The 21,869-nt window shown below is 60.5% G+C and carries 21 protein-coding genes; 11 read left to right on the top strand and 10 right to left on the bottom strand.

Translation table 11 applies throughout. The features are described from left to right. Positions 1–20 precede the first annotated feature (20 nt). Both HU752_RS11600 and HU752_RS11595 read right to left on the bottom strand, forming a co-directional pair. The gene (locus tag HU752_RS11600; protein WP_186680584.1) at positions 21–602 is read right to left on the bottom strand and encodes a DUF3156 family protein; all 582 of its coding nucleotides are present in this window, start codon (positions 600–602) and stop codon (positions 21–23) included. After that, a complete protein-coding gene (locus HU752_RS11595; RefSeq protein ID WP_186680586.1) occupies positions 583–2,082 on the bottom strand; it encodes an APC family permease in 1,500 nt (499 codons plus the stop codon). Before HU752_RS11595 ends, HU752_RS11600 begins: the two co-directional genes overlap by 20 nt. Positions 2,083–2,381: 299 nt before the next feature. Here HU752_RS11595 and HU752_RS11590 point away from each other — a divergent pair, with 299 nt between their 5' ends. The 7 genes from HU752_RS11590 to HU752_RS11560 all read left to right on the top strand — a co-directional run bounded on the left by HU752_RS11590 (position 2,382) and on the right by HU752_RS11560 (position 9,802). Then, on the top strand, positions 2,382–3,710 hold the full coding sequence (locus HU752_RS11590; RefSeq protein WP_186680588.1) for an alginate export family protein: 1,329 nt from the start codon (positions 2,382–2,384) through the stop codon (positions 3,708–3,710). A gap of 139 nt (positions 3,711–3,849) precedes the next feature. Next, on the top strand, positions 3,850–5,337 hold the full coding sequence (locus HU752_RS11585) for an aldehyde dehydrogenase family protein (RefSeq protein ID WP_186680591.1): 1,488 nt from the start codon (positions 3,850–3,852) through the stop codon (positions 5,335–5,337). A 223-nt stretch (positions 5,338–5,560) separates the two neighbouring features. After that, a complete protein-coding gene (locus tag HU752_RS11580; protein ID WP_186680594.1) occupies positions 5,561–6,634 on the top strand; it encodes a catalase family peroxidase in 1,074 nt (357 codons plus the stop codon). 2 nt (positions 6,635–6,636) lie between these two features. Beyond that, positions 6,637–7,182 carry a cytochrome b gene (locus HU752_RS11575; RefSeq protein WP_186680597.1) on the top strand — a complete coding sequence of 182 codons (546 nt, stop codon included), beginning with the start codon at positions 6,637–6,639 and terminating at the stop codon, positions 7,180–7,182. A 138-nt stretch (positions 7,183–7,320) separates the two neighbouring features. Beyond that, complete coding sequence (locus HU752_RS11570) at positions 7,321–8,043, top strand: hypothetical protein (RefSeq protein ID WP_202894683.1); 723 nt, start codon at positions 7,321–7,323, stop codon at positions 8,041–8,043. Between the two features lie 189 nt (positions 8,044–8,232). After that, positions 8,233–8,472: a helix-turn-helix domain-containing protein gene (locus tag HU752_RS11565; RefSeq protein WP_186680599.1), complete on the top strand. Its 240-nt coding sequence runs from the start codon at positions 8,233–8,235 to the stop codon at positions 8,470–8,472. A 127-nt stretch (positions 8,473–8,599) separates the two neighbouring features. Further along, positions 8,600–9,802 (top strand): MFS transporter, encoded by a 1,203-nt coding sequence (locus HU752_RS11560; RefSeq protein WP_186680602.1) that lies wholly within the window; start codon positions 8,600–8,602, stop codon positions 9,800–9,802. On the opposite strand, the gene HU752_RS11555 is transcribed toward HU752_RS11560, so the two are convergent. Next, positions 9,750–11,192 carry an aminotransferase-like domain-containing protein gene (locus tag HU752_RS11555; RefSeq protein WP_225920119.1) on the bottom strand — a complete coding sequence of 481 codons (1,443 nt, stop codon included), beginning with the start codon at positions 11,190–11,192 and terminating at the stop codon, positions 9,750–9,752. The two genes, HU752_RS11560 and HU752_RS11555, sit on opposite strands and share 53 nt — an antisense overlap. A gap of 185 nt (positions 11,193–11,377) precedes the next feature. Between HU752_RS11555 and HU752_RS11550 the strand changes: the two genes are divergently transcribed. Continuing rightward, the gene (locus tag HU752_RS11550; protein ID WP_186680606.1) at positions 11,378–11,986 is read left to right on the top strand and encodes a helix-turn-helix domain-containing protein; all 609 of its coding nucleotides are present in this window, start codon (positions 11,378–11,380) and stop codon (positions 11,984–11,986) included. Between the two features lie 84 nt (positions 11,987–12,070). On the opposite strand, the gene HU752_RS11545 is transcribed toward HU752_RS11550, so the two are convergent. Further along, positions 12,071–13,045 (bottom strand): LysR family transcriptional regulator, encoded by a 975-nt coding sequence (locus tag HU752_RS11545; RefSeq protein ID WP_367616487.1) that lies wholly within the window; start codon positions 13,043–13,045, stop codon positions 12,071–12,073. Between the two features lie 78 nt (positions 13,046–13,123). On the opposite strand from HU752_RS11545, the gene HU752_RS11540 reads away from it, so the two are divergent. The 3 genes from HU752_RS11540 (at position 13,124) to HU752_RS11530 (ending at position 17,597) form a co-directional block, all read left to right on the top strand. Then, a complete protein-coding gene (locus HU752_RS11540) occupies positions 13,124–14,128 on the top strand; it encodes an aldo/keto reductase (RefSeq protein ID WP_202894684.1) in 1,005 nt (334 codons plus the stop codon). 971 nt (positions 14,129–15,099) lie between these two features. Then, entirely contained in the window at positions 15,100–16,449 is a 1,350-nt protein-coding gene (locus HU752_RS11535) for an STAS-like domain-containing protein (RefSeq protein ID WP_081009926.1), read from the top strand. A 23-nt stretch (positions 16,450–16,472) separates the two neighbouring features. Continuing rightward, a complete protein-coding gene (locus HU752_RS11530) occupies positions 16,473–17,597 on the top strand; it encodes an HNH endonuclease (protein WP_186680608.1) in 1,125 nt (374 codons plus the stop codon). Positions 17,598–17,672: 75 nt separating this feature from the next. Here the strand turns inward: HU752_RS11530 and HU752_RS11525 are convergent, their stop codons facing one another. The 6 genes from HU752_RS11525 to HU752_RS11500 all read right to left on the bottom strand — a co-directional run bounded on the left by HU752_RS11525 (position 17,673) and on the right by HU752_RS11500 (position 21,863). Then, on the bottom strand, positions 17,673–18,467 hold the full coding sequence (locus HU752_RS11525; protein WP_186680610.1) for a DNA adenine methylase: 795 nt from the start codon (positions 18,465–18,467) through the stop codon (positions 17,673–17,675). 151 nt (positions 18,468–18,618) lie between these two features. Then, entirely contained in the window at positions 18,619–19,161 is a 543-nt protein-coding gene (locus HU752_RS11520) for a lysis system i-spanin subunit Rz (RefSeq protein WP_186680611.1), read from the bottom strand. Continuing rightward, positions 19,143–19,706, bottom strand: a complete 564-nt coding sequence (locus HU752_RS11515; protein ID WP_186680613.1) for a glycoside hydrolase family 19 protein — start codon at positions 19,704–19,706, stop codon at positions 19,143–19,145. Before HU752_RS11515 ends, HU752_RS11520 begins: the two co-directional genes overlap by 19 nt. A 27-nt stretch (positions 19,707–19,733) precedes the next feature. Beyond that, positions 19,734–20,780, bottom strand: coding sequence for a phage late control D family protein (locus HU752_RS11510; RefSeq protein WP_186680615.1), 1,047 nt, complete (start codon positions 20,778–20,780; stop codon positions 19,734–19,736). 56 nt (positions 20,781–20,836) lie between these two features. Beyond that, on the bottom strand, positions 20,837–21,043 hold the full coding sequence (locus tag HU752_RS11505; RefSeq protein ID WP_186680617.1) for a tail protein X: 207 nt from the start codon (positions 21,041–21,043) through the stop codon (positions 20,837–20,839). Next, positions 21,018–21,863 (bottom strand): phage tail protein, encoded by an 846-nt coding sequence (locus HU752_RS11500; protein ID WP_186680619.1) that lies wholly within the window; start codon positions 21,861–21,863, stop codon positions 21,018–21,020. The genes HU752_RS11505 and HU752_RS11500 overlap by 26 nt, the downstream gene beginning before the upstream one ends. Positions 21,864–21,869 lie beyond the last annotated feature (6 nt).

The raw sequence follows: 21,869 nt of genomic DNA, 5'->3' as shown, positions 1-21,869 counted from the left end.
GTGCCAGGTCGGTCTGGGGATCAGCAGGTACGCAACAGTCGCTGCAGCCCGGCCAGCGCCTGGAACAGGCTGTCGCGCTGCTCGCGGCTCAGGGCGATGTAACGGCGAAAGGCCGGCATCCGGTTGACCACTTCGCTGCCGCCCATGTGCTCCAGCCGCACGCACCACTGCCGGTCCTGCAGGTCGATACGCAGGCGCTTGAAGTCCAGCGGCATCAGCGCCTGATGCAGCGCACTGCCCGGCTGCAACCCGGCCTCGAGTGCGACCTGCAGCGAACGGTCACCGGAGCGCTGCCGACAGCGAACAGCGGTCCGCCGAATCGCCCCGCCATGGTGCAGTTCGAAGCAGGCGGTGCCCTCACTCAAGGCGGGTACCCTGAGCACGAACTCGGTCATGACCAGGTGCATGAACAGCTGCGACTCGGTGCGTTCGCGCACCTCCAGTTGCAGCCCATCATCCAGCCTGACCTGCGCGCTGGCCGGCCCACTCTGTTCGAAACCGTTCACGCCGAGGTTACGGCGCAGATGCTCCAGGGTCACTCCGGGCCGGTAGCCGGTCGGTGCACGACCTGCACCGAACAGCTCAGACAGCTTTTGCAGCATGGTCGGTATAGCCGTTGTGAGACTGCCCAGGTTCATTGGCGAACTCCTTGGCCAGCACCTCTTCCACCGATGCCGGCTTGAATGGATTGACCCGTTGCACCACCAGCGTCCAGAACAGCGCATAGGCGGCGGTGCCCCCCAGCATCACGCCGAACGGGATATAGATGTCCGCCGGATTCATGCCAGGTGGGGTGATGAACCACATGCCCAGCAGGATACCGGCACTGGAGACGATCTGCGGCAGCGGGAACAGCGGCGAACGATAGGCCCGTGGCAGGTCCGGACGACGGATGCGCAGGATCACCACCGACAGCGTCACCAGCAGGTAGGCGAAGCTCCAGGCACACACGGCCGCCAGCACCAGGTGCATGATGTTGTCGGTGTTGCCGCCCAGGTACAGCGCATGCAGGCAAGGGATCAGCATCGCCACCAGGATGCACAGCAGCGGCGTCTTGAAGCGCGGGTGCAGGTAGGTGAACACCTTCGGCAAGGCGCCGTCGACCGCCATGCCGTAGAGAATCCGCGGCACCCCGGCCATCAGCGTATTGATGGTCGCCGCCCCGGCGAACAGGAAGCCCAACCCCAGCCACATCGGACCGACATGCCCCATCACCTGCTCGGCGAAGCGTGGAATCGCCATCGGCGTATCCAGCAGGTGCACGCCGGCAGTGGCATCGAGCAGCACGTTTTCCACCTGGCGCTTCATCGCGGCGCCATAGATGAACATGCAGGTCGCGACACCGAGCAGGCCGAGCACCATCGCCCGCGGCATGACCCTGGCCGAGTTGCGCAGGTCCGGTGCCAGCGGCGTGACGAACTCGCAGCCGACGAACATGAACATCGCCATGCCCACCAGTGACAACACCGTCACCGGGTCGGTCCCCACCAGCGACGCGCCGAACCAGCCATCGAGCTGGACCGCCGGCGCGGCGATCAGGCCCAGCACGCCGAACACCATCAGGGTGGTCCACATGCCGAAGGTCAGGATGATCTCGGCCTTGCCGAACACGCTGACGCCAAAGGCGTTGAGGATACCGAAGACAATGACGAAGCCCACGCCCAGCAACCAGGAACCGCCAGCCGACTCGGCCAGGGTATTGAGATGCTCGAAGTTCACCAGCGCCATGACCCCGGACAGGATGGTTTCCGCGGTGCCGGCGAACACATGGACGATCAGGTAGGCCGACAAGGTCCCGGTGATCGCGAAGAAACGGCCCATGCCGCAGTTGATGTAGTCGTAGACCGAACCGGTGGTCGGCAGCACCGACGCAGCCTCGGCGAAGGTGGTCGCCTGGGCCAGCATCATCACCACGGCGATCAGGATGGCCACGGCGAAGGTACTGCCGCCGATGCCAAAACCCATGGTCGCGGTGAGAATGACCGGGCTGGCCATGATCAGGCCGATGGTGCTGGCCAGTGCGGTGGGAAAACCGACCGTGCCACGTTTCAGATGCTCGGTGAGTCTGTCGTTGATCGACATGGTGCAGATCCTCGAAAGCGAATTGTTATTGTGTATTTCGCGAACCGTTCGAGGAGTCGGCGATCCCCCTCCCTGCCTGTCCCTGAGCAAACGGCGCCTTGTACCCAGGCACTGTGCGCCCCTCCCACCCCGACCGTCTTGCCCCTGTCTGCCGGGGGTTTTGTTGCTGCCTGCCACGACACGACGCCTGGCCGACAGGATCAATTATCTGGCACGCAGGAGAAAGACTTTGCCCTTTGCGGTCGCCCTAATGCGCACTCGATTCAGTGAGCTGTCCAACAAGATCGGGGAAAACAATAATGAAGCAAACACCGAAAACACGGTCGCTGTCCAAGGCCGTTGGCCTGGGGATGGCGCTCCTGCTCGTCGACTCGTCGGCCGGGGCCTATGAGCTGTATGCCGATGGCGACACCAAGGTCACCGGCAACTTCCTGGCAGTCTACGGGATGTTCAACAGCCGCAAGAACTACGACGGCCGAAGCGGTGGATCCAGTTGGCGCGAGGGCTTCATCAAGTATGGCCTGAGCATCGACCAGACGCTGGGCAACCTGGGCAGCGCCTATGGCACCGCCAACCTGGTCAGCTCCGGGACCTGGGGCGACGGCGATCCGGCCGGCCTGAGCACCGGCACCGAGCGCACCACCAAGTTCGACGAGGCCTTCGCCGGCTGGCGCTCGGGCGACCTGTTCCCGATGCTCGGCAAGGATGGCGTGGACGTCTCGTTCGGCCGCCAGATCATCACCCTGGGGGACGGTTTCATCATCAATGACGACGGCCTGAACTTCGGCAAGGGTCCGGCCGACGGCGAACTCAATCGCGGCGGTGCCTACTACCTGGCGGCACGCCATGCCTTCGACCAGACGGCCGTCCTGCGCCTGGGCGGCAAGGAAGGCGTGCACGGCAGCGTGATGTGGATCAAGTCCGACAACCGTGCCCAGGCCAAGACCGAAATGGCCGCCGGCACCCTGGAGTACACTGCCGATCCTGGCACCCTGGGGCTGACCTACATCCACGGCATCAGCGTCGACGACCGTTATGCCAGCGACTTCCAGAAACAGCGCGAGGGCATGAACATCTACAGCCTGCGCGGTGCCGGCAACGCCGGTATCGAGCACGCCCACTTCGGCTTCGAGTACGCCTGGCAGGACAAGGATGCCGGTGCGCAAAAGGCCTGGTACACCGAGGCCGGCTACACCTTCGCCGACCTGCCCTGGTCGCCGGACCTGACCTACCGCTACAGCCGCTATTCCAAGAACTGGGACTCGATGTTCAACGGCCTGAGCCGCGGCTACGGCACCTGGTTCCAGGGCGAGGTGACCGCCAACTACGCGGGGCCTTTCAACACCAACACGGCGATCCAGCATGTGGCACTCAAGGTCAAGCCGGTGGAGCCGCTGACCCTTGGCGTGCTGTTCTTCGACTACAAGACCCTGCACAAACAGGACATGCTGAACCTGGACGGCCGCGAGCTGGACCTGTACGCCGAATGGGCAGTGAACGAACACCTGATCGTCACCCCGCTGCTGGGGCTGTACAAGCCGGACAAGGACGCCAGCAACGGCGGCAACCAGGTCGGCGGCAACGGCACCAACGTCTACAGCCAGGTCACTGTCGCCGTACCGTTCTGATCCCCCTCCCGGGAGCGGCCTGCGCGGCTCCCCACCCAGCCCGGCAGCCACAGTCAAACTGCCGGGCAGGCACAGTCAAGCCAATCCGGCTGGCCTTCAATACCCTCGGGTTTTTCCGCTGTTTCCACAGGAAAACCCCATGAGCGATATCGCGCTGCTGCCCCAAGTCGAAGCCTTCCTTCGCCGAAGCCCTGCCCTGTTCATCGACGGTACCACCGTCCCGAGCCATTCCAGCCGGACGCTGGAGGTGATCAACCCGGCCACCGACCAGGTCATTGCCCAGGTCGCCGATGCCGACCAGGCCGATATCGATGCCGCCGTGGACTCGGCCCGGCGCGGCTTCCGGCAGTGGTCGCAGACCGCCCCGGCGGTGCGCGGCAACGTGCTGCTGAAGCTGGCCGACCTGCTCGAGCGCAACCGCGAGGAACTGGCGCAGATCGAAACCCTGCAGTCGGGCAAGATCATCCAGGTGGCACGGGCCTTCGAGGTCGACCAGGCGGCGCACTTCCTGCGTTACTACGCGGGCTGGGCCACCAAGATCAGCGGCCAGACCATCACCCCGTCGCTCCCCTCCTTCGCCGGCGAGCGCTACACCGCGTTCACCCTGCGCGAGCCGGTCGGCGTGGTGGTGGGCATCGTGCCGTGGAACTTCTCGACCATGATCGCCCTCTGGAAACTCGCCTCGGCGCTGGTGACCGGTTGCAGCATCATCATCAAGCCCAGCGAGTTCACCCCGCTGACCATCCTGCGCATCGCCGAACTGGCGATCGAGGCCGGCCTGCCGGCGGGCGCGCTGAACGTCCTGACCGGTGGCGGCCTGGTCGGCAAGCGCCTGATCGAACACCCCGGTACCGACAAGGTCTCGTTCACCGGCTCGGTCCCGACCGGCATCGCGGTCGGCCAGGCGGCCATGGGCGCCAACCTGACCCGTGCGACCCTGGAGCTGGGCGGCAAGAACTCGGCGGGGTTCCTGCGCGACGTAGACCTGGACAAGGCGGTCAACGGCATCATCGAGGCCGGCTTCCTGCATTCCGGGCAGATCTGTGCCGCCGCCGAGCGCTTCTTCGTCCACCGCTCGCAGATCGAACCGATCATGGACAAACTGTCCCAGCGCCTGGGCCAGTTGAACATCGGCTCGCCACTGGACGAGCGCACCGAGTTCGGCCCGGTCACCAACCGCCAGCACCAGCTCAAGCTGGAAGGTTTCTTCGCCAAGGCCCGTGCCGAAAACAACAGCATCATCCACGGCGGCAAGCTGATCGATCGGCCCGGCTGCTATGTCGAGCCCACCGTGATCCTCGCCAACAGCGTCAACGATACCCTGCTCAACGAGGAAACCTTCGGCCCGATCGCCACCTTCCTGCCCTACGACACCGAGGAAGAACTGCTGGAACTGATGAACAACACCCCCTACGGACTCAGCGCCAGCCTCTGGACCAACGACCTGGGCAAGGCCCTGCGCATGGTGCCGGCTGTCAATGCGGGGACCGTGTGGGTGAACATGCACACCCTGCTCGACCCTGCCGTACCGTTTGGCGGCAACAAGGCCTCCGGCGTCGGACGCGAGTTCGGTGATGCCTTCATCGAGGACTACACCGAACTCAAGTCGGTGATGATCCGGTACTGATTTACCGCGCGCCGTCTCCGAGTGAAATCCCTGGGGCTCCTGAAACAGTGGAGCCCCCTGGCATCGGCATGAACAACCTTCACGAAAATGTTAACTCTTGCGAGGCCCCTGCAACGCCACAGCTCTATATCATCGCCCTCTGGAACGCTGGGGTCCGCCCTGGATGCGCCCCTTCTCGCAAGGCCGGCTCCAGCCATCCGCCACAAGAGCAATGGAACGAGCGATGTCAAAACTGCAGATCAACTCAAAACGCACCTGGCTGGCGTCTGTCGCGATCATCGGTATTGCCGCGACACTGACCGGTGCATTGGCCTGGACCGCCGGCTGGATCGGCACACGCCCGACCAGCAAGGGCCTGGTCGGCCAGGCACCCGCCTCCTTTCCTCCCGGATTTCGCCGTGCCCACGGCAAGGGCCTGTGCTTTGTCGGTACGTTCAGGCATCACCAGGATGCGCAAGCACTCTCAAAGGCGCGGGTCTTCACGCAGGCAGAAGTGCCTGTCATCGGCCGTTTCTCGATCGGCGCGGGCAATCCCCACGCCGCCGACAACTCGACCGGCACGGTGAGCATGGCGCTGTTGCTGACCACCGACGACCAGCAGCAATGGCGCATGGCCCTGAACAACCAGCCATACTTCGCCACCCACGATGCCGAGGGATTCAGCGCCATGCTCAAGGCGACGGCTGCCGATCCGGCGACCGGGCAAGCGAACCCCGAGCGCCTGGCAGCCTTCCTGGAACGCTACCCGGAGGCGAAGAAATTCCTCGCCTGGCGGGCAGCGGCTCCGGCGCCCGCCAGCTTCTCGGGTGTGGAATTCTTCGGCATCAATGCCTTCTACCTGGTCGACACCCAGGGGCAGCGGCAGGCCGTGCGCTGGTCGATGCGCTCGCAAGTGCCCTTCCAGCCGCTCGCCAACGAGCAGCGGCAAGCGGCGCCCCATGACTTCCTGTTCGACGACATGCGCCAGAAACTGGCGCAACAGCCACTGCACTGGGACCTGGTGATGCAACTGGCCCAGCCTGGCGACCCGGTGGACGACCCCTCCCAACCCTGGCCACAGCAGCGACGGCAGGTGGTGGCTGGCACACTGGAGGTGACCCAGGTCATCGAGCAGGCCGTGGGTGCCTGCCGCGACGTCAACTATGACCCCTCGATAGTGCCAGCCGGCATCGAGGTCTCGAACGACCCTGTGCTCAGTGCCCGCTCGGGAGCCTATTCGCACTCGTTCAACCTGCGTGTGGGCGAGATCGGTCATGGCCAGGCCAGCGAAGCCATCGGCAAGCAGGAGGAACCGTGAAAATGACAGCCCCTAATCGGCATTTCAACGGCCTTGCGCGATGGCTGCACTGGTTGATGGCCTGCATGATCCTGACCATGCTCTTCATCGGCGTGGGCATGACGACGTCCCTGAACCATCGGATCTGGCTGATCGACCTGCACCGACCGCTCGGTATCGCCATCCTGGTGCTGGCCGTGATCCGCCTGGCCAACCGCTGGCGCCATCCGCCGCCGCCACTGCCAGACAGCCTGCCGCGTTGGCAGCAGTGCGCAGCGATCGCCTCCCATGGCCTGCTGTATGCGCTGATGCTGGGGCTGCCGGTGATTGGCTGGGCGTTGCTGTCGGCCGGTGGCTATCCGATCGTGTTGTTCGAGGGATTCAACCTGCCTGCGATCATACCGGCCAACCCGGTTTCATATGCCTGGCTACGTGATGCGCATGGCGTGCTGGCCTGGTTGCTCTACTTCGTCGTCGTCGGGCACCTCTCGGCAGCCCTGGTGCACGCCTGGATCCATCGGGACGGGGTGTTCTCCAGCATGGCCCGGGGTGCGAGGGATTCCGACTGAACAGTTGCGGCCAAGATGAAATTTCACGCCGGGGCCCCCAGCCGTCTGGACCGTGCCGAATTATCTGCAATGATTGGCGCGCACTCGTCTGGCGAGCCCAAAAGGGGCTGGCCGTGCCAACCACCCAGGGAAAATGTGATGTTTGGAAAACTGTCTGTCGCAGTGCTTGGCCTGATGTGTTCCTCGGCGTATGCCGAGTCGATCGACCAGCCTGCCCTGAAGGCCGGGGACAACTGGGTCTATACCGTCACGGTGGAAACCGGGCAGCAAGGTTTCTCGCGCAAGGAAGAGCTGGTGACGGTCGAGCGCGTCGACAGCAACGACGTGCTGATCAGCACCCGGCAGAACGGTTCGAACCAACCGCCGATCGAGGCCATGATGGGCCGTGACTGGAGCCGCTCGCGGGATATCAACGGCAAGCAGGAGGTGGTCAACCGACCGTTCGAATTCCCGTTGGTCCAGGACAAGAAGTGGACGGTCGACTACACCGAACAGCACCCCAACCGACTGCACACCAGTGAGACCTTTCACAACGACTACGTGGTGACCGGCTGGGAAGACATCCAGGTACCCGCCGGCACGTTCAGGGCCATGAAGATCGAAGCCCAGGGGCAGTGGACGGCCGTCGTGGCCCCCACCGCGCTGGTCGGTGCGCAGGCACTGGCGACGCCCGGGGCGGTCACCACGGTCGCGCAAGCCCAGCACACCGCCTCGCGCACGGCCAGCGGGAGCCTCTACAAGGCATTCTGGTACGTGCCGGCGGAGAAACGCTTCGTCAAGTCAATCGAAGAGTACTACAGCAGCAAGGGCATCCGCTCCGAACGCTACACCATGGAACTGAACTCGGCCAAGGTCAGTTGATACCCTGAACAACCCGGGGCCACCTGGCGTGCAATGCACCAGGGCCCCGGGAAGCCAGAACCATCAGGCGCTGCCCCCGGTCTCCCCCTCGCGGACAATCCACAGCCCCGCATAGGCACCAGTGTTGATACCATGGTCGACATCTACTTCAGGTCGAACCTGGTCCACACACCTGCCTGCGAGACTCCCATGACGGATGAAACCCTGCGTCGTTCGGTTGAAGGCGCTTCACCGGCCCGCCTGCGCTTCGCCCAGAAATTCAAGCAGGCCCGTCGGGCTGCCGGGCTGACGCAGGCCGACGTGATGAATCGCTCCGGCGTGCAGCGCACCACCCTCTCGGATATCGAGCAAGGCAAGCACAATGTCACCATCGACATGATGGACCGCCTGGCGAATGCGGTCGGCTATCCGCTGGCCGAGCTGCTCTGAGCCCCACCCGGTCCACGCCCATAAAAACAGCCTGAGTGGCTTGTCGCATCAAAATGTAGGATATAACCTACATTCAATTTAAACAGACGACACACCCTCGAAATGCAAACCCGTCGAGTCCCGCGCCATGCCCGAAACCGCCGAGCCATTGCCTGCCAGGCTTCCAACAGCCGCCTTCCTGCCTTTTCTGATCGCGGGCGTCATCATCGCCGCCGCCTACGGTTCCAGCTTTCTGCTGCCGGAATACCTGCGGACAATGGCCTTCGACAACACCAGCATCGGCCGCGTGATATCGGCTGGAATGGTCACCACCCTCTTGTGCTGTTGCCTGGCCGGCTGGGCGGCTCAGCACATCGGCGTCATGGGCAGTATCACCGCAGCTGCCGTAGCGATGGCCGGGGCGATGGTCGCGTTTGCCTGCGTGCCTCTGGCACCGGAGGCGGCGTATGCCGGCGGACTGTTGCTGGGTGTCGGCTGGTCGGTCTTCTATATCCTGGCCCCGCTGCAGATCATCCATCACCTGCAACCCAGCGCTCGCCTGCAGTACTTCACGATCCTCTCCGGGGCGCAGATGGCCGGGCTCGGCTTGGCAACCCCGCTGGGCCACCTGATCGTCCAGGCAAGCGCGAGCTACGGCCTGTTTTATGAGTTGGCGGGCAGCGCCTGCCTGGTGTCGGCGCTTTGTCTGGTGATCGCGCAGCGGGCCATGGCGCAACTCCCGAAGTCCGCCACCCGGCAGGTCTCGCTGCGCCTCACTGATCTCAAGGCCCTGCTGGGCAGCCAGGCGGCCTTGCCGATTGCAATGATCTTACTGGGGGCATGCATTTTCTCCGGTCTTTCCACCTACCAGGCCAGCTATGCCGAGGGCCGCCAGTTGCGAGCGGACAATTTTTTCATCACCTTCACCCTGACCAGTGTCCTGCTGCGCTTCTCGGTCGCACGTTCAATCGGACGCCTGCCGCTGCAGCGCCTGGCGGTCGGGCTGTTCCTGTTCACCAGCCTGTCGCTGGGCATGTTTCTGCTCAACCGCGGCAGTACGTCGCTTTATCTACTGGCGACGGTGGTCTTCGCCGTCGGCTACGGGCTGAGCTACTCCACGCTCAACAGCCTGGCGGTCAACCAGGCGGAAGCGAATGGCCTTTCCCCTTCGGTCACCTCGCAGGTCTTTACGCTGGCCTACTTCATCGGGCTGTTCGGCTTTCCATCGCTCGGCGGTGCGATCATGGGTCATTGGGGCATCGACTGGGTATTGGTGTGCCTGCTTGCTGCTGCGCTGATCAATCTGCTGCTGATAGCGAGTACCCACTATCGCCGGCTGCCGAGCATTTGAGACCTGGTTGCCGATCGCGCTCGGCAGCCAGGCGCTCGAAAAACGCCGTCGCACGCGGATCGTCGGCATAGGCGACATTGATGCGAATCCAGTCGCTGTCCTGGCCGTCCAGATAGTAGGCATCACCACTGGACAGCATGACGCCGCAGGCCGCCGCGACTTGATTCAACCGGGCAAAGCCGAACGGTGCGCAACGCGCCCAGACGAACATTCCGCCGACCGGCTCGGCGAAGGTTTCCCAGCCATAGGCTTCCAGGTGCCTGAGGGTCTGGGCCATTGCCTTGTCGAGGCGCTCGCGCAACCGTTGCAGCAGCTTGCGATAGGCACCGTTACCAAGCAGCGTGGCAACCACGCTCTCGACGAACCGGGACGTACCCAGGCTCGTCACCGACTTGAACTGAGCCAAACGCCGCACCTGATCGGCACTGGACACCAGGTAGCCGACCCGTAGCGACCCGCTCAGGGTCTTGGAAAAACTGGCGACGTAAATCACCCGGTTCTGCGAGTCCAGGCTGGCCAGTCGGATACCGGCACCATTGTGCAAGTCAGCATAGGTATCGTCCTCGATGATATGGAAGTCGTGGATCTCTGCCAGTTGCAACAGACGATGCGCAGTCGCCGGGCGCAACGAGGTACCCGTGGGGTTGTGGTACATGCTGTTGATGAAGAGGCATCGCGGCCGGTGCTCCTGCAGCAACGCCTCGAGGCGCCGGATGTCCGGCCCGTCCTGCGTTCTCGATATGCTCAGCAGGCGCACGCCAGCGGCTTGCAACAGATTGAACAGGTTCGGGTAGCCAGGCGACTCGACCAGAACGCAGTCACCTGGCTTGAGCAGGCTCCTGACCAGCAGGTCCATGGCATGGCTTACCCCCTGGGTGGTGAGGATCTGTTCGTGACCGACCCGGACATCCATGCGCTCCAGGCGCTGTTGGATCTGCTGGCGCAAGAGCGGCAGGCCCAGCGGCGAACTGTAGCTGAATAGACTGTCGGGGTCGGTCCTGGTCACCTGGCGGATGGCAAAACCCACCACCTGTGGCTCGCGCCAGGCGTCGGGAATCCAGCCACAGCACAGGTTCAACCGATCCTGGCTGGGCTGGGTCAGAGGTTGCCAGGACGCATCGTTGACCTGCGGCGTGTCTGCCGCATCGTCGCTCTGCGCGGCAAGCGGCTCAGCCAGGAAGAACCCCTTGCCCTGGCGGGACTCCAGAATCCCCAGGGAAACCAGTCGCTCATAGGCTTCAATCACTCGCGAGTGGCTGACCTGCTTGTCCCGGGCCAGCTGGCGAATCGACGGCAGGCGTGTACCCGGCCGAATGCGCCGTGCCTCGATCCACCGACAGATACCGTTGACCAGTTGCTGCGTCAGGGACAGCTCATCGTCCTTGCTCACCCGGAAATCTTTCACTGGAACGTCCACTGTTCGGTGTTATTGGGAGAACAGTTAAACATAAATGAGTCGGAACTGTTACTTGTTGCAACATGAGACACCCTCGATAGTGAGCCCCACGACAGGGCCCTGCGCCTGTGGATAAAGGGCATGCCCTACGTGAAAGACCGAATATCGCCGAGGTGTCGATGCTTGAAGTGAGCACAGAAGAGTTGGACAGCAGGCCGACAAGTCCAGCCCCGGTATCGGCCGCCAGGTACTGCGAGACACAACTTGAGGCACTGGGCCGGCTGTTCACGGCGGCGCAGGACTTGAGCCTGGAGGCCTCCCGCTGTGCCTTGTTTCTATTGGGTTGGTACTACCCTGCCGAAGTCGGCGGCGTCGACCTCTCGCTGGTCGGCTGGAGAGTCTCCTCACCGGTGGCCACCGACATGGCCCTGGTCTTCCAACTGATGCTGCACCTGCAGCAAAGCGGCGCCGGTGTGTCCCAGCTCGGTTTTGACACTCAGGCCCGCTCCTTGCTGGCCATATGGTTTCCCGAAGCTCTCGGCATGCCCCCCAGACCGGCGACCGGGCCTGAGCTGAAGGCCTTTCGTCAACGTCATGACCTGACCCGGCAAGCCTGTGCCGCCTTGGTCAGGGTACCAACTTCCGTCTACAGGGAATGGGAACAGGATCGCTACCCGATTCCCATGGCGCTGTGGATCGAACTGCGCACCCTGATGGGTGAGCGTCGCCTGCGCTCGACCCCGCGAGGGGCGGCGGCAGAACGGGTGGTGTGGGGGCGTTTCGGCTGACGCGATAGCCCCTGTCGCGCCGGCATGAATGCGTTGTCGTCCACTGGCCGTTTTCCCTGATCAAGGATCATCGGGCCACGCCCCTCAGAGCAGCGTGGGAAGACCGTTCTGCTGCCTGACAATGTTGATCAGTGTTTGCAGAGCGGGATGGTTGTAGCGTCGGCTGTTGTAGTAGATGTGGATCGGGTCTTCGTCTAACGCGTGCTGAGGAAGCACCAGACTGAGGGCCCCCTCGCGCAACTCTTTCTCGACACGGCTTTCGAGCACGTAGGCAATTCCCAATCCCGCGCGCGCGGCGTGAATCGTCGTCACGGTGTCATTGATGGTCAAGGACCCGGGCACCCGAATCCTGCGCATCTGGCCACCATCGCTCAACTCCCAACGGAAACTCGAATTATCCCCCAACAGGAGCTGCAAACAGGTGTGATTGGCCAAGTCATCGATTGACTGTACAAGCCCCCGCCGGGCGATGTATTCGGGCGAGGCCACCAGCACCCAGCGCTGACGTCCGGTCAACGGCAGCGCAATCATGTCCTTGGGCACATGGTGTCCGTAGCGCAAACCTGCGTCGTACCCCTCTGCGACGATATCAATGGGCCGGTTGTCGACCACGATAGTGAGGCGAACCTCGGGGCAGCGTCGGACAAACTCCGCCAGCGCCGGGGCTATCAGCAGTTCAGCCGCATCGGCAAATACATTTAGGCGAATTTCACCCAGGCTTGCGGCCCCTGGCGCCGCCACTGTCTCCAACGCCCAACCGATCTGGTTGAAGCCCTCCTCGAGGCGGGCAGCGAGCTCCGCGCCTTGCACGGTTGGAGACACTGCGCGGCTTGAGCGATTGAGCAGCTTCGCGCCTAACCGATCCTCCAGCCGCCGTAAGGCATGGCTGAGTGCCGACGGCGTCTGCCCCAATTCACCCGCAGCTGCCTTGAAACTACCGCGACGCACGATAGCCAGGAATACCTTCAAGTCGGCGAAATCAACCCGATCTGTTTTTGACATGAGTGACCCAAGTTCATCGAAGGACTGAAATTCATTCATTTTATTGCATGCGATCATCCCTGTCTCAACGTCCAGGGCAGACCCTGGCTACATCAGCGGCCAGACAATCGAGGCCAACGATGGACAATCGATGCCATGCAAGAGGAGAAGAAGATGCACAGCAGACCATTCGGCAACACTGACGTAGAGGTTTCCGAGATTGGATTTGGCGCTTGGGCCATTGGCGGCTCCTGGGGGTCGGTTTCCGAAGAGGACGCTAGAGCCGCATTGCACGCGGCGTTGGATAACGGGGTCACTTTCATCGACACAGCGGACGTCTACGGCGATGGCCGCTCCGAACGCATCATCGCAGACGTCATGAAGTCTCGCCCCGGTGATCGGCCCTTCATTGCAACAAAGGCTGGCCGCCGGCTGGATCCTCACGTGGCCGGTGGGTACACCCGCGCCAACCTGAACGCGTTCGTTGAGCGGTCACTGAAGAATCTGGAAACCGAGTGCCTGGATCTCGTTCAGTTGCACTGCCCGCCGACCGAGGTGTATTACCAACCCGAGGTCTTCCAGGTGATGGAAGACATGGTTGCCGCCGGCAAGATCCGTCGATACGGCGTATCAGTGGAAAAAGTTGAGGAGGCACTCAAGGCCATCGAGTTTCCCAACGTTGCTTCGGTCCAGATGATCTACAACATCTTCCGTCAGCGGCCTGCTGCACTGTTCATGCAAGAAGCCAAGCGGCGCGCAGTAGCGGTGATTGTCCGAGTCCCGCTCGCATCAGGCCTGCTGACGGGGAAAATGAACGCGTCCACGGCCTTTGCCCCTGATGACCATCGACTCTTCAACAGAAACGGCGAAGCATTTGACAAGGGCGAAACCTTCGCCGGCGTACCGTATGAGCTCGCCCTCGAGGTCGTGGAGCAAATCCGTCCGCATGTACCCGATGGCGTGACCCTGGCCCAATTCGCCCTACGCTGGATTCTGATGGAAAGCGGAGTGACCACCGTGATCCCCGGAGCCAAGAACGCCCAGCAGGCCCTGGGCAACAGCGCGGCCAGTGACTTGCCGCCGATCTCGCCGAGCACGATGGACGCGCTGCGCAGTCTTTACCAGAGCAAGATCGCTCCCCATGTGCATCATCAGTGGTAACCCATCCAGCTCGCACCCGGGCTGATCGGGGCAGCATGGACCCCGACGATATGGCGCCGATGCTTTTGAAGCTGGTTTTGCCAGGCACCTGCAACAACGGCTGATCGCCGCGCAATACAGTGCCCACTGCCAACGGCTTCAACGCCCCGACTCGTTCGGGGCGCTGGCCTTGTATCGTTGGTGGCTTTCGGCCCGGCATCTGGGCCACGCCATATTCTGATAAACTCCCGCCATCAAGCCCCACACGCCACTCAAGCCGACGCCCTACCCCATGCGCCGGCTGCGCCCACAGCGACCGATTTTCCATGCCCTTGAACGACGCTACACCTACCCGCTCCGAGCCCTCGCGCCGCTTCAGCGTTGCGCCGATGATGGATTGGACCTATTTACCCTAAAACCCTTTCTCTACATGCCTTACAGACGAACCGATAAGGATTCGTACCATTTTTGTACCACCAGCCCAACTAGTGCAGGGTAGAAAGATAGCAACCCGCTGCACGGAGATGGTGTTCAGTCACAGCCTGAAACAACGACTCAACCAGCACCCGCAGGCGCTCTACCTCTAGAGGAGCCGCGTTGGATTTCGCAATCTCGTAGCACCGCAAAGCATCAATAGCCTGCTGGATCAGCAACTCACTTGCCCTGATTTCTCGGTCCAACTCTCGTTCCATCTCCTGCCCCCACCCATGCGACGCCATCAACAAGCTAAGCCCACCCACCACCACCGCCATCAGTCCTGTCTGTGAATAGCTTCAGGCAAGCCAGAAATGGGTAATGCGAAATTTCCCTATAGGCTGCACTCGGTCGACTCAGCCGAAAAGTCGGCCCTAGAGCAGAAAGCAAGCGCCGAAGATTGGATCTGCTCTAGAGCATACTTGTTACTCTATAACCCCGCCAAGATGGCAAGAGGCCATTGCGCTTACAGTTTAGCTTTAGGTACAGTCGGAGCTTAGATCAAGGAGAGAGCGACCATGAAATCAATGCGCGACCAGCTATATGGAATCAAGAGAAAAATAAAGAAGGACTCTAAAGTTACTCTTGTACTACCAAGCGAATTCACCTTCAATAGAAGCGAAATAAAACACTTTGACCAAGTATTGTCAGTATTCAACTGGAAGCTACGAAACGTTCCAGTTGAAATTGACTTTCGCTCATGCAGCAGTGCAAACTATCAGGCCGCATCTTTATTAATCCTGTATTGCTGGAGACTAAAACAGCAAGGGTGCACTGTATCAATTCTATTAGAAAATGAAGCAGATCCTAACGGCAGTAGAGTTTGGAGAATGCTAGGCGCGCAAGGGTTGTTTGCAGTTTGCACGGACCCAAAAGTAAATTTCAATTCAAACGAGCACAAACCTCTTTTTGCCATCAGAAACTCAGACGACTTTAAGTCAGCACTGAAATCTATGGACGACTTCACCCTAAACTTCGGGGTCGAATATCAGAAAACCTTAAGATATGTAATATCTGAACTTTTATATAACGTACATGAACATGGCGCATCAGACTTTCACTGGAAGGGCAAAAGATACCCCACACCATCACTATTGCAATTCACATGGTATGAAAGAGCAAACGAACTACACTTCATTGTTGGCGACATAGGAATCGGCATAAAAAACCATATCAGCAAGGCTTACCCAGGAATTTCAACTGACGAAGAGGCTATTCGACTAGCCATCCAACCTGAAATATCTGGAACTTTCACCACCAAAGATCCATACGAGACACGCAACAACGCGGGCATGGGGCTATTTATATCATCAAACATTCTAAAAAAACTACGCGGCGACATGCACATCATATCTGGCCGCGGAGCCGTCCATATATCACCAACAGATACAACTGCAAAAACCTTAGAGACAACCTGGCCGGGTACATTTGTACTGGTAACAGTACGACTTGATCGCGGTACGGAATTCGCATTAGATGCAATGATGAGTGAGTTCCGCGATCATGCCAAAGCTGAAATCGCCGCGAGAACCAATGCGGCAACCACACAGCAATTATATGTCGGCATGTATAATTATTTTGGGAAAAATGCAGACCTCAAGTCGGAAGCCATTAGATACAGAGACAAATACATAATCCACGCACTCTCTGAAGGAAAATCACTCCTATTAGATTTTGTAGATGTAGACTCATCAACGCACAGTTTCCTTAACGCCCTACTAGCCACACCAATAAGGCGCCTAGGCTTAATTGCATACAAAAAAATCAGAATAATAAACGCAACAAACGAAATCAGGGAGACAATAGATTATATTCTTGATGACAACACTAGTGATGGTGTCGCGCCAAATTCAAATCATGAAGAGTAACTTCACCAACACGAGCAAAGTCTATGAACAACAAGAACTTCTGTGCCCTCTGTGAAAAGCCAATTGAAATTTCCAACAACTCTCGCGAGCACATTATTCCGCGATCAATCGGTGGTCGACGCAAAATCCGCTCATTCATTTGCATCGATTGCAATAGCCGTTCGGGTGACAGTTGGGATGCTGAGATCTGGCAGCAGTTTTCCCACGTAGCCATGATGCACGGTGTTGAACGAGAAAGAGGAGACCCGCCGGATATCAAGATTCAGACTATCGACGGGAAACACTACCTCTTGCTTCCTGATGGCAGTATGACAATACCAAATGCAATCTACCAGACCGAGCCGAGCGAAAAAGGTTTGAGAATCCATATCACAGCAAGGGATGAGTTAACAGCTCATAAAATGGTTCGTCAGGTTGCGAAAAAGAACCCTAAGGTAGATGCTGCTTCATTTTTGAGAGGCATGACAGTAACTGAGACTCCCCTTGAGACCCCCATAACCTTTTCAGCTCAATTTGGCGGAGAACTTGCGGGGCGCTCAATGGTCAAAACTGCTGTCGCATTAGCAGTAGCTTCCGGTGTTAGTGTTCAGTCCTGCGATACAGCGATGCAGTACTTAAAAAACGATACTGCAACACCGCCCTACGCTTTCTTTTATCTGCGAAATTTGGTCATGAACCGACCATCAACTCACGCCTTTAATTGTGTAAGCGTTCTCAGCATCCCTTCTAAGCGAAAACTTTTAGGTTATGTTGAGTATTTTTCCATGTCGCGAATCGCGATCATCCTAAGTGAACAATATGATGGCCCCATGGTGAATGCCACTTACTCCTTCAATCCCGCCAGTAACTCTGAGCTCGACCTTAACGTGGACCTCAACCTTTCCGAAAATGAGTTAGAGCTGATCAGAACCAATCAAGCATTTACAACTGAAACCTATGCTGCCGCTCTCAAAGCAGGATTCGACATAATTTATAACCGCAGCCAGTCTAGACATTTAGAACGAGAGGCAAGCAATGCTTTCGAATACGTGTGTAAAACCATGGAAATTCCGAAAGAAGGCATAATTCCACTCGAACGTGCGCAAGAATTCTCTAAGCTTTTCGCTGATTATTTCGTATCGAAAATTTCGCATATGATTCGCCATTAATCATCACTCCATCTTCAACTCTCAGACCTGCTACAACTTACGGGCACAGGTTTTACAGGACTCGCACATTGATAGTTAAAACAACCCGCATAGCGCGGCCGGCTCCCAGTTCATGATCACCAGCTCACCCGTCACCTCGGCCTTTCCCTGCCGCTGATTGGCCGTGGTGTAGCGGATATCCACCGTCTCGAAATGGAAGCCCGCAAACACACGCCGAATGTCCGGGTGGTCGTTGATGCTGACCATCACCTTACCCTTACATCGCCGCATGAAGTCCGCCATCCGTTCGTACTCCTCGAACGGGAAGTCGACACCATAGCCGGCCGTCTGCCAGTAAGGTGGGTCCATGTAGTGGAAGGTGTGTGCCCGATCATAGCGCTCGGCGCACTCAAGCCAGGGCAGGTTCTCGACGTACGTGCCGGCGAGACGCTGCCACGCGGCCGAGAGGTTCTCCTCGATCCGCAGCAGGTTGATGGCCGGCCCGGTGGTCGCGGTGCCGAACGTCTGGCCAGAGACCTTGCCGCCGAACGCGTGCTGCTGCAGGTAGAAAAACCGGGCCGCGCGCTGGATGTCAGTCAGCGTTTCGGGGCGGGTCATCTTCTGCCACTCGAAGATCTGCCGTGAGGACAGCGCCCACTTGAATTGGCGCACGAACTCCTCGAGATGGTTCTGCACAACGCGATACAACGTCACCAGGTCGCCGTTGAGGTCGTTCAGAACCTCCACGGGCGCAGCCTGGGGACGCATGAAGTAGAGCGCGGCACCGCCGGCAAATACTTCGACGTAGCATTCATGGGGAGGAAAGAGAGGGATGAGGCGGTCGGCCAGGCGGCGTTTGCCGCCCATCCAGGGAACAATCGGAGAGGACATTGAGAGCAAGACCTTTACTGTATAGATAAACAGGTGCTAGGCTCCTCGCGCTTTGTGCACGAAGCAGGAGCCTTGGCTGGACCTTGCAGGGATCAGCTGCGGGGGACGGCGGCCGGAACGGGTGCAGCAACACCCAGACCGGCCGCTCCTTTTATTGCGGAGTTGAAACTTCCTTCACGTAGGCCTGACAGGCCTGCAGCGCGATCAGTCCTTGATCGCCGTCGTCGGTGATTCCGACAATTCGTTGAGCATGCGCCGGGTCAAGTCTGGCGCGCGGGGCTGCATGAACCACGCTGCCGGCGGCGGTGGTGGTTGGCACCGCACATCCGGCGGCAGGGTCGCTCCGATCGAGGAGGACTGACAGCCGCAGATCGGCAGTAGCAAGGCGATCGCGCAGGCGAGCCTGATTCTGTTGCACATCGTTCAATTCCTTCGAATGGATCTGATCACTGGTCTGAAGCCGCTGCTCCAGGGCCAGGCGCTTGTCCTGCTCGGCAAGCTGCAGCGCGGCCGAGGCGAGGGACTGCTCGTTGAGCGCGTCCGCCTGCAGTCGGGCCTGATGCTCCAACTGCTGGCCGTAGCGCCAGTTCTGAACCTGCCAGGACGCAACCGCCGAACCACCGGCCACCAGGGCCAGCAGCACGACGAATGCCGCCAGGCGGTAAGGTGCTGGGATCAGTTCGAGGAGGCGCATAACACTGCCCTCGCCCGCGCCCAGATCTGCAGGCGATCCTCCAGACCGTTCAGACCGCCATTGATCCGGCGGGTAATGCTGTTGAACTGGTCGGCATCGGCCAGCTCGTTGAGCCTCTGCTGCTGCCAGAACCACGCGGCCGACTCAGCGGCCCACTGTGGCTGCTCAAGCAGCTCAGGCTGCTGCAGCAGACGTTCGTCGCCGAACAGCGCAACACTGCACTGGCGATAGTTGGAACGGCCAGTGATCTGGATCAGCCCGCGACCGCGATAGCGCTGGCCATCACCGTCGGCGGCCGGGGTGTTGCCCAGGCGAGCAGCGAGGGTACCGGTGTCGTACTTGCTCAGGTACTGGTCGCTGCCCAGCTCGCGCACGTAGAGCAGTTGCGCGGACTCGTGACCGACCTGGGCCAGGAACGCTGCAGCACGCTTGGGAGTGTCGATCTGCCGGCGGTCCATGGCCGCGTTGAGGGCAGACACAAAAACGCCGGCTTTCTTGCCGGCGTTCGGGAGGATCTGCTGAAGCTGTTGCACGGTGACTGTCATTGCTGTGCTCCTGTATTGGCCGACCCGTCAGGTCGGTTTCACGTCGACCACCTTCAGTGGCTTGGTTTCCTTCTTTTTCTTGCCCTTGGCTTTCGCCTTGCCCTTCTTGCCACCGTTGCACTCGACGACGGTCGTCCAGCCCGAGGCGTCGAAGGTCTGCTCGACCTTGTCCACCAGGTACTCGCCATCGAGGCCGACCTTGAAGCCCTGGGCGTTGATCATGCGTTCGGCAAAGAGGTCGGTACGCCCGGCCATCTGCAGGCGCACCCCGGCGGTGCTGCGGTTGAATGCGGCCAGCTTGGCCTTGGCGGCCTGCTCGGCAGCGGTCTTGTTCGGATAGATGTGCCGATCAGTGTGGACACCCGGCAGGCCGGAGGGAGCGTCGTCGTTCCCCAGCTCGACCGTTACCAGCTTCCCGTCCTTTTTGTGCTTGGTCTTCACCGCCTTCTGCGAGCTGCGATCGCCGAGGTGGAACTGCCACCGGCTGACGTCGGCCGGGGCGATCGTGATCGCCGCGAATGACTTGCCGCTTGCGCTTTTGCCGGCTTCCCGGGGCATCACCAGCAGCTTGCCGTCGGCGACCTTCGCCGTGCAGTCGTACAGCTTGGCCAGGCGGGTAATGAAGTTGAAGTCCGATTCGTTGCGCTGGTCGATCCGCTCGACCTTTGTCTGCACCGGGCATACCGGCGTCCAGCCGTTGCGCGCGGCCACGTCGCTGACGATCTTCGAGAGGGGCACGTTCTCCCAGGAACCGCTACGGGTGGTCTTGCCAGAGCCCCGCATGTCGCTGGCCTTGCCTCGGATGACCACTGTACTCGGCGGACCTGATACCTCGATCTCGTCGACCGCGTATTTGCCCAGGCGGGCCAGCGCCTGCCCGGCATACCCCATGTAGATCTCAACGCCCGCCCCACGGCGCGGCAACGCCACTGCCGCGTCTCGATCGTCAATCCGCAGCTCGAACTCGTCAGAGTCCATGCCGGGCTTGTCGGTAGTCCGAAGCAACAGAAGCCGGTCATTGATCAACGCCGTGATGTCCTTGCCGTCAGCGACAACACGAAATGTCGGTTGCATGTGCACTCCAGAAAAGAAAAGTCCCGCACATGACGGGGCTCAGTGAATGAACGAGATCAATCCCAAAGCAGGACAGTCTCGGTGGATGGTGCCGGCAGGTCCGGCAGTGTGATAAGGACGCCGGCACGGTACGGCTGCGGCTCGTCGGCCAGGCCCTGATTGGCCTCCAGCACCGCCTCCATGGTGCCGTTGAGGTGCCCGTAGTAGCGGTAGCACAGGGTATCGAGCAGATCCCCGCTAGACGTTCTGCATGTCTTCGCCATATTTCACAAACTCAAGTGAGAAGCCTTGTTTGCGCGGGATCCCGCCGGCCAGGAATGCGCTCTGCTCTTCGTCGATGCTGACCAGGCACCAGGTGCCGAGCACTTCGCCGTAGCCGGTCACCAGGCTCACTGGTTTCAGCGATCGAGCGATCGAGCGGATCTTGTCCAGTTGCTTGAGCCCGCCCTTGAATCCCGGGTAGATGGCCCCCTTGAGGCTCAGTTTGTCTTCGCCGTGGCCCACCGCCTGCTGCGCGATATCGCGGGTCAGACGCTCCTGTGCGGCCCAGCGCGCCGAGGTCTGTCGCCGCAGCTCGTCAAAGGTCGCCGTATCGAGGTTGAAGTAGTACGGCTGCAGCTTGTGATCCAGCGGCTGCAGGATCAGCAGATGCGGGAACGGCTTGATAGCTGCCGCTGCCGGCGAGCTGCCCGCCGTGATCGCACTGGTCGGCAGGATGCCGGTAAGCGATGGACTGACCTGGCCGGCGATGCGATTGATCGCCGCGCTGGCCTTGCCCGCCTGCTCGCTCAACGAACCCAGGCGCTCCTGCACGGCAGTTGCCCCAGTGGCCACCCGGCTGTATGTCGATGCAATCTGCCCCACTGTGGACTGCGCCGCACTGATAGCCCGCATCGTCCGCTGCAGCTTCTCCCCGACTGCAGGGCCAACCACCGGCAACCCCTCCAGCTCGTCCACAGCCCCAGACATGTCGCTGACGGCGCTAGTCAACGGGACAACCATGCCGTCGAGGCTGGTACGGCCAGCCTCCCCCGCTGCAAACAACGACGAGAGCGTTGACTGCATTGACTCCATGTATGCCATACACCC

Origin of the sequence: Pseudomonas vanderleydeniana, from assembly GCF_014268755.2 — a bacterium.
Lineage (GTDB): Bacteria > Pseudomonadota > Gammaproteobacteria > Pseudomonadales > Pseudomonadaceae > Aquipseudomonas > Aquipseudomonas vanderleydeniana.
The sequence above is the reverse complement of the archived record's forward strand: the minus strand, read 5'-3'. Positions and strand labels throughout refer to the sequence as shown.

Bases quoted from the DNA above. Each gene is read 5' to 3' on its own strand.
- HU752_RS11515 (WP_186680613.1), bottom strand. From the start codon at position 19,706: ATGACAGTCACCGTGCAACAGCTTCAGCAGATCCTCCCGAACGCCGGC.
- HU752_RS11585 (WP_186680591.1), top strand. From the start codon at position 3,850: ATGAGCGATATCGCGCTGCTGCCCCAAGTCGAAGCCTTCCTTCGCCGA.
- HU752_RS11545 (WP_367616487.1), bottom strand. From the start codon at position 13,045: ATGATCGCATGCAATAAAATGAATGAATTTCAGTCCTTCGATGAACTT.
- HU752_RS11595 (WP_186680586.1), bottom strand. From the start codon at position 2,082: ATGTCGATCAACGACAGACTCACCGAGCATCTGAAACGTGGCACGGTC.
- HU752_RS11510 (WP_186680615.1), bottom strand. From the start codon at position 20,780: ATGCAACCGACATTTCGTGTTGTCGCTGACGGCAAGGACATCACGGCG.
- HU752_RS11540 (WP_202894684.1), top strand. From the start codon at position 13,124: ATGCAAGAGGAGAAGAAGATGCACAGCAGACCATTCGGCAACACTGAC.
- HU752_RS11520 (WP_186680611.1), bottom strand. From the start codon at position 19,161: ATGCGCCTCCTCGAACTGATCCCAGCACCTTACCGCCTGGCGGCATTC.
- HU752_RS11505 (WP_186680617.1), bottom strand. From the start codon at position 21,043: ATGGCGAAGACATGCAGAACGTCTAGCGGGGATCTGCTCGATACCCTG.
- HU752_RS11530 (WP_186680608.1), top strand. From the start codon at position 16,473: ATGAACAACAAGAACTTCTGTGCCCTCTGTGAAAAGCCAATTGAAATT.
- HU752_RS11580 (WP_186680594.1), top strand. From the start codon at position 5,561: ATGTCAAAACTGCAGATCAACTCAAAACGCACCTGGCTGGCGTCTGTC.
- HU752_RS11525 (WP_186680610.1), bottom strand. From the start codon at position 18,467: ATGTCCTCTCCGATTGTTCCCTGGATGGGCGGCAAACGCCGCCTGGCC.
- HU752_RS11535 (WP_081009926.1), top strand. From the start codon at position 15,100: ATGAAATCAATGCGCGACCAGCTATATGGAATCAAGAGAAAAATAAAG.
- HU752_RS11560 (WP_186680602.1), top strand. From the start codon at position 8,600: ATGCCCGAAACCGCCGAGCCATTGCCTGCCAGGCTTCCAACAGCCGCC.
- HU752_RS11590 (WP_186680588.1), top strand. From the start codon at position 2,382: ATGAAGCAAACACCGAAAACACGGTCGCTGTCCAAGGCCGTTGGCCTG.
- HU752_RS11565 (WP_186680599.1), top strand. From the start codon at position 8,233: ATGACGGATGAAACCCTGCGTCGTTCGGTTGAAGGCGCTTCACCGGCC.
- HU752_RS11600 (WP_186680584.1), bottom strand. From the start codon at position 602: ATGCTGCAAAAGCTGTCTGAGCTGTTCGGTGCAGGTCGTGCACCGACC.
- HU752_RS11575 (WP_186680597.1), top strand. From the start codon at position 6,637: ATGACAGCCCCTAATCGGCATTTCAACGGCCTTGCGCGATGGCTGCAC.
- HU752_RS11550 (WP_186680606.1), top strand. From the start codon at position 11,378: ATGCTTGAAGTGAGCACAGAAGAGTTGGACAGCAGGCCGACAAGTCCA.
- HU752_RS11500 (WP_186680619.1), bottom strand. From the start codon at position 21,863: ATGGCATACATGGAGTCAATGCAGTCAACGCTCTCGTCGTTGTTTGCA.
- HU752_RS11570 (WP_202894683.1), top strand. From the start codon at position 7,321: ATGTTTGGAAAACTGTCTGTCGCAGTGCTTGGCCTGATGTGTTCCTCG.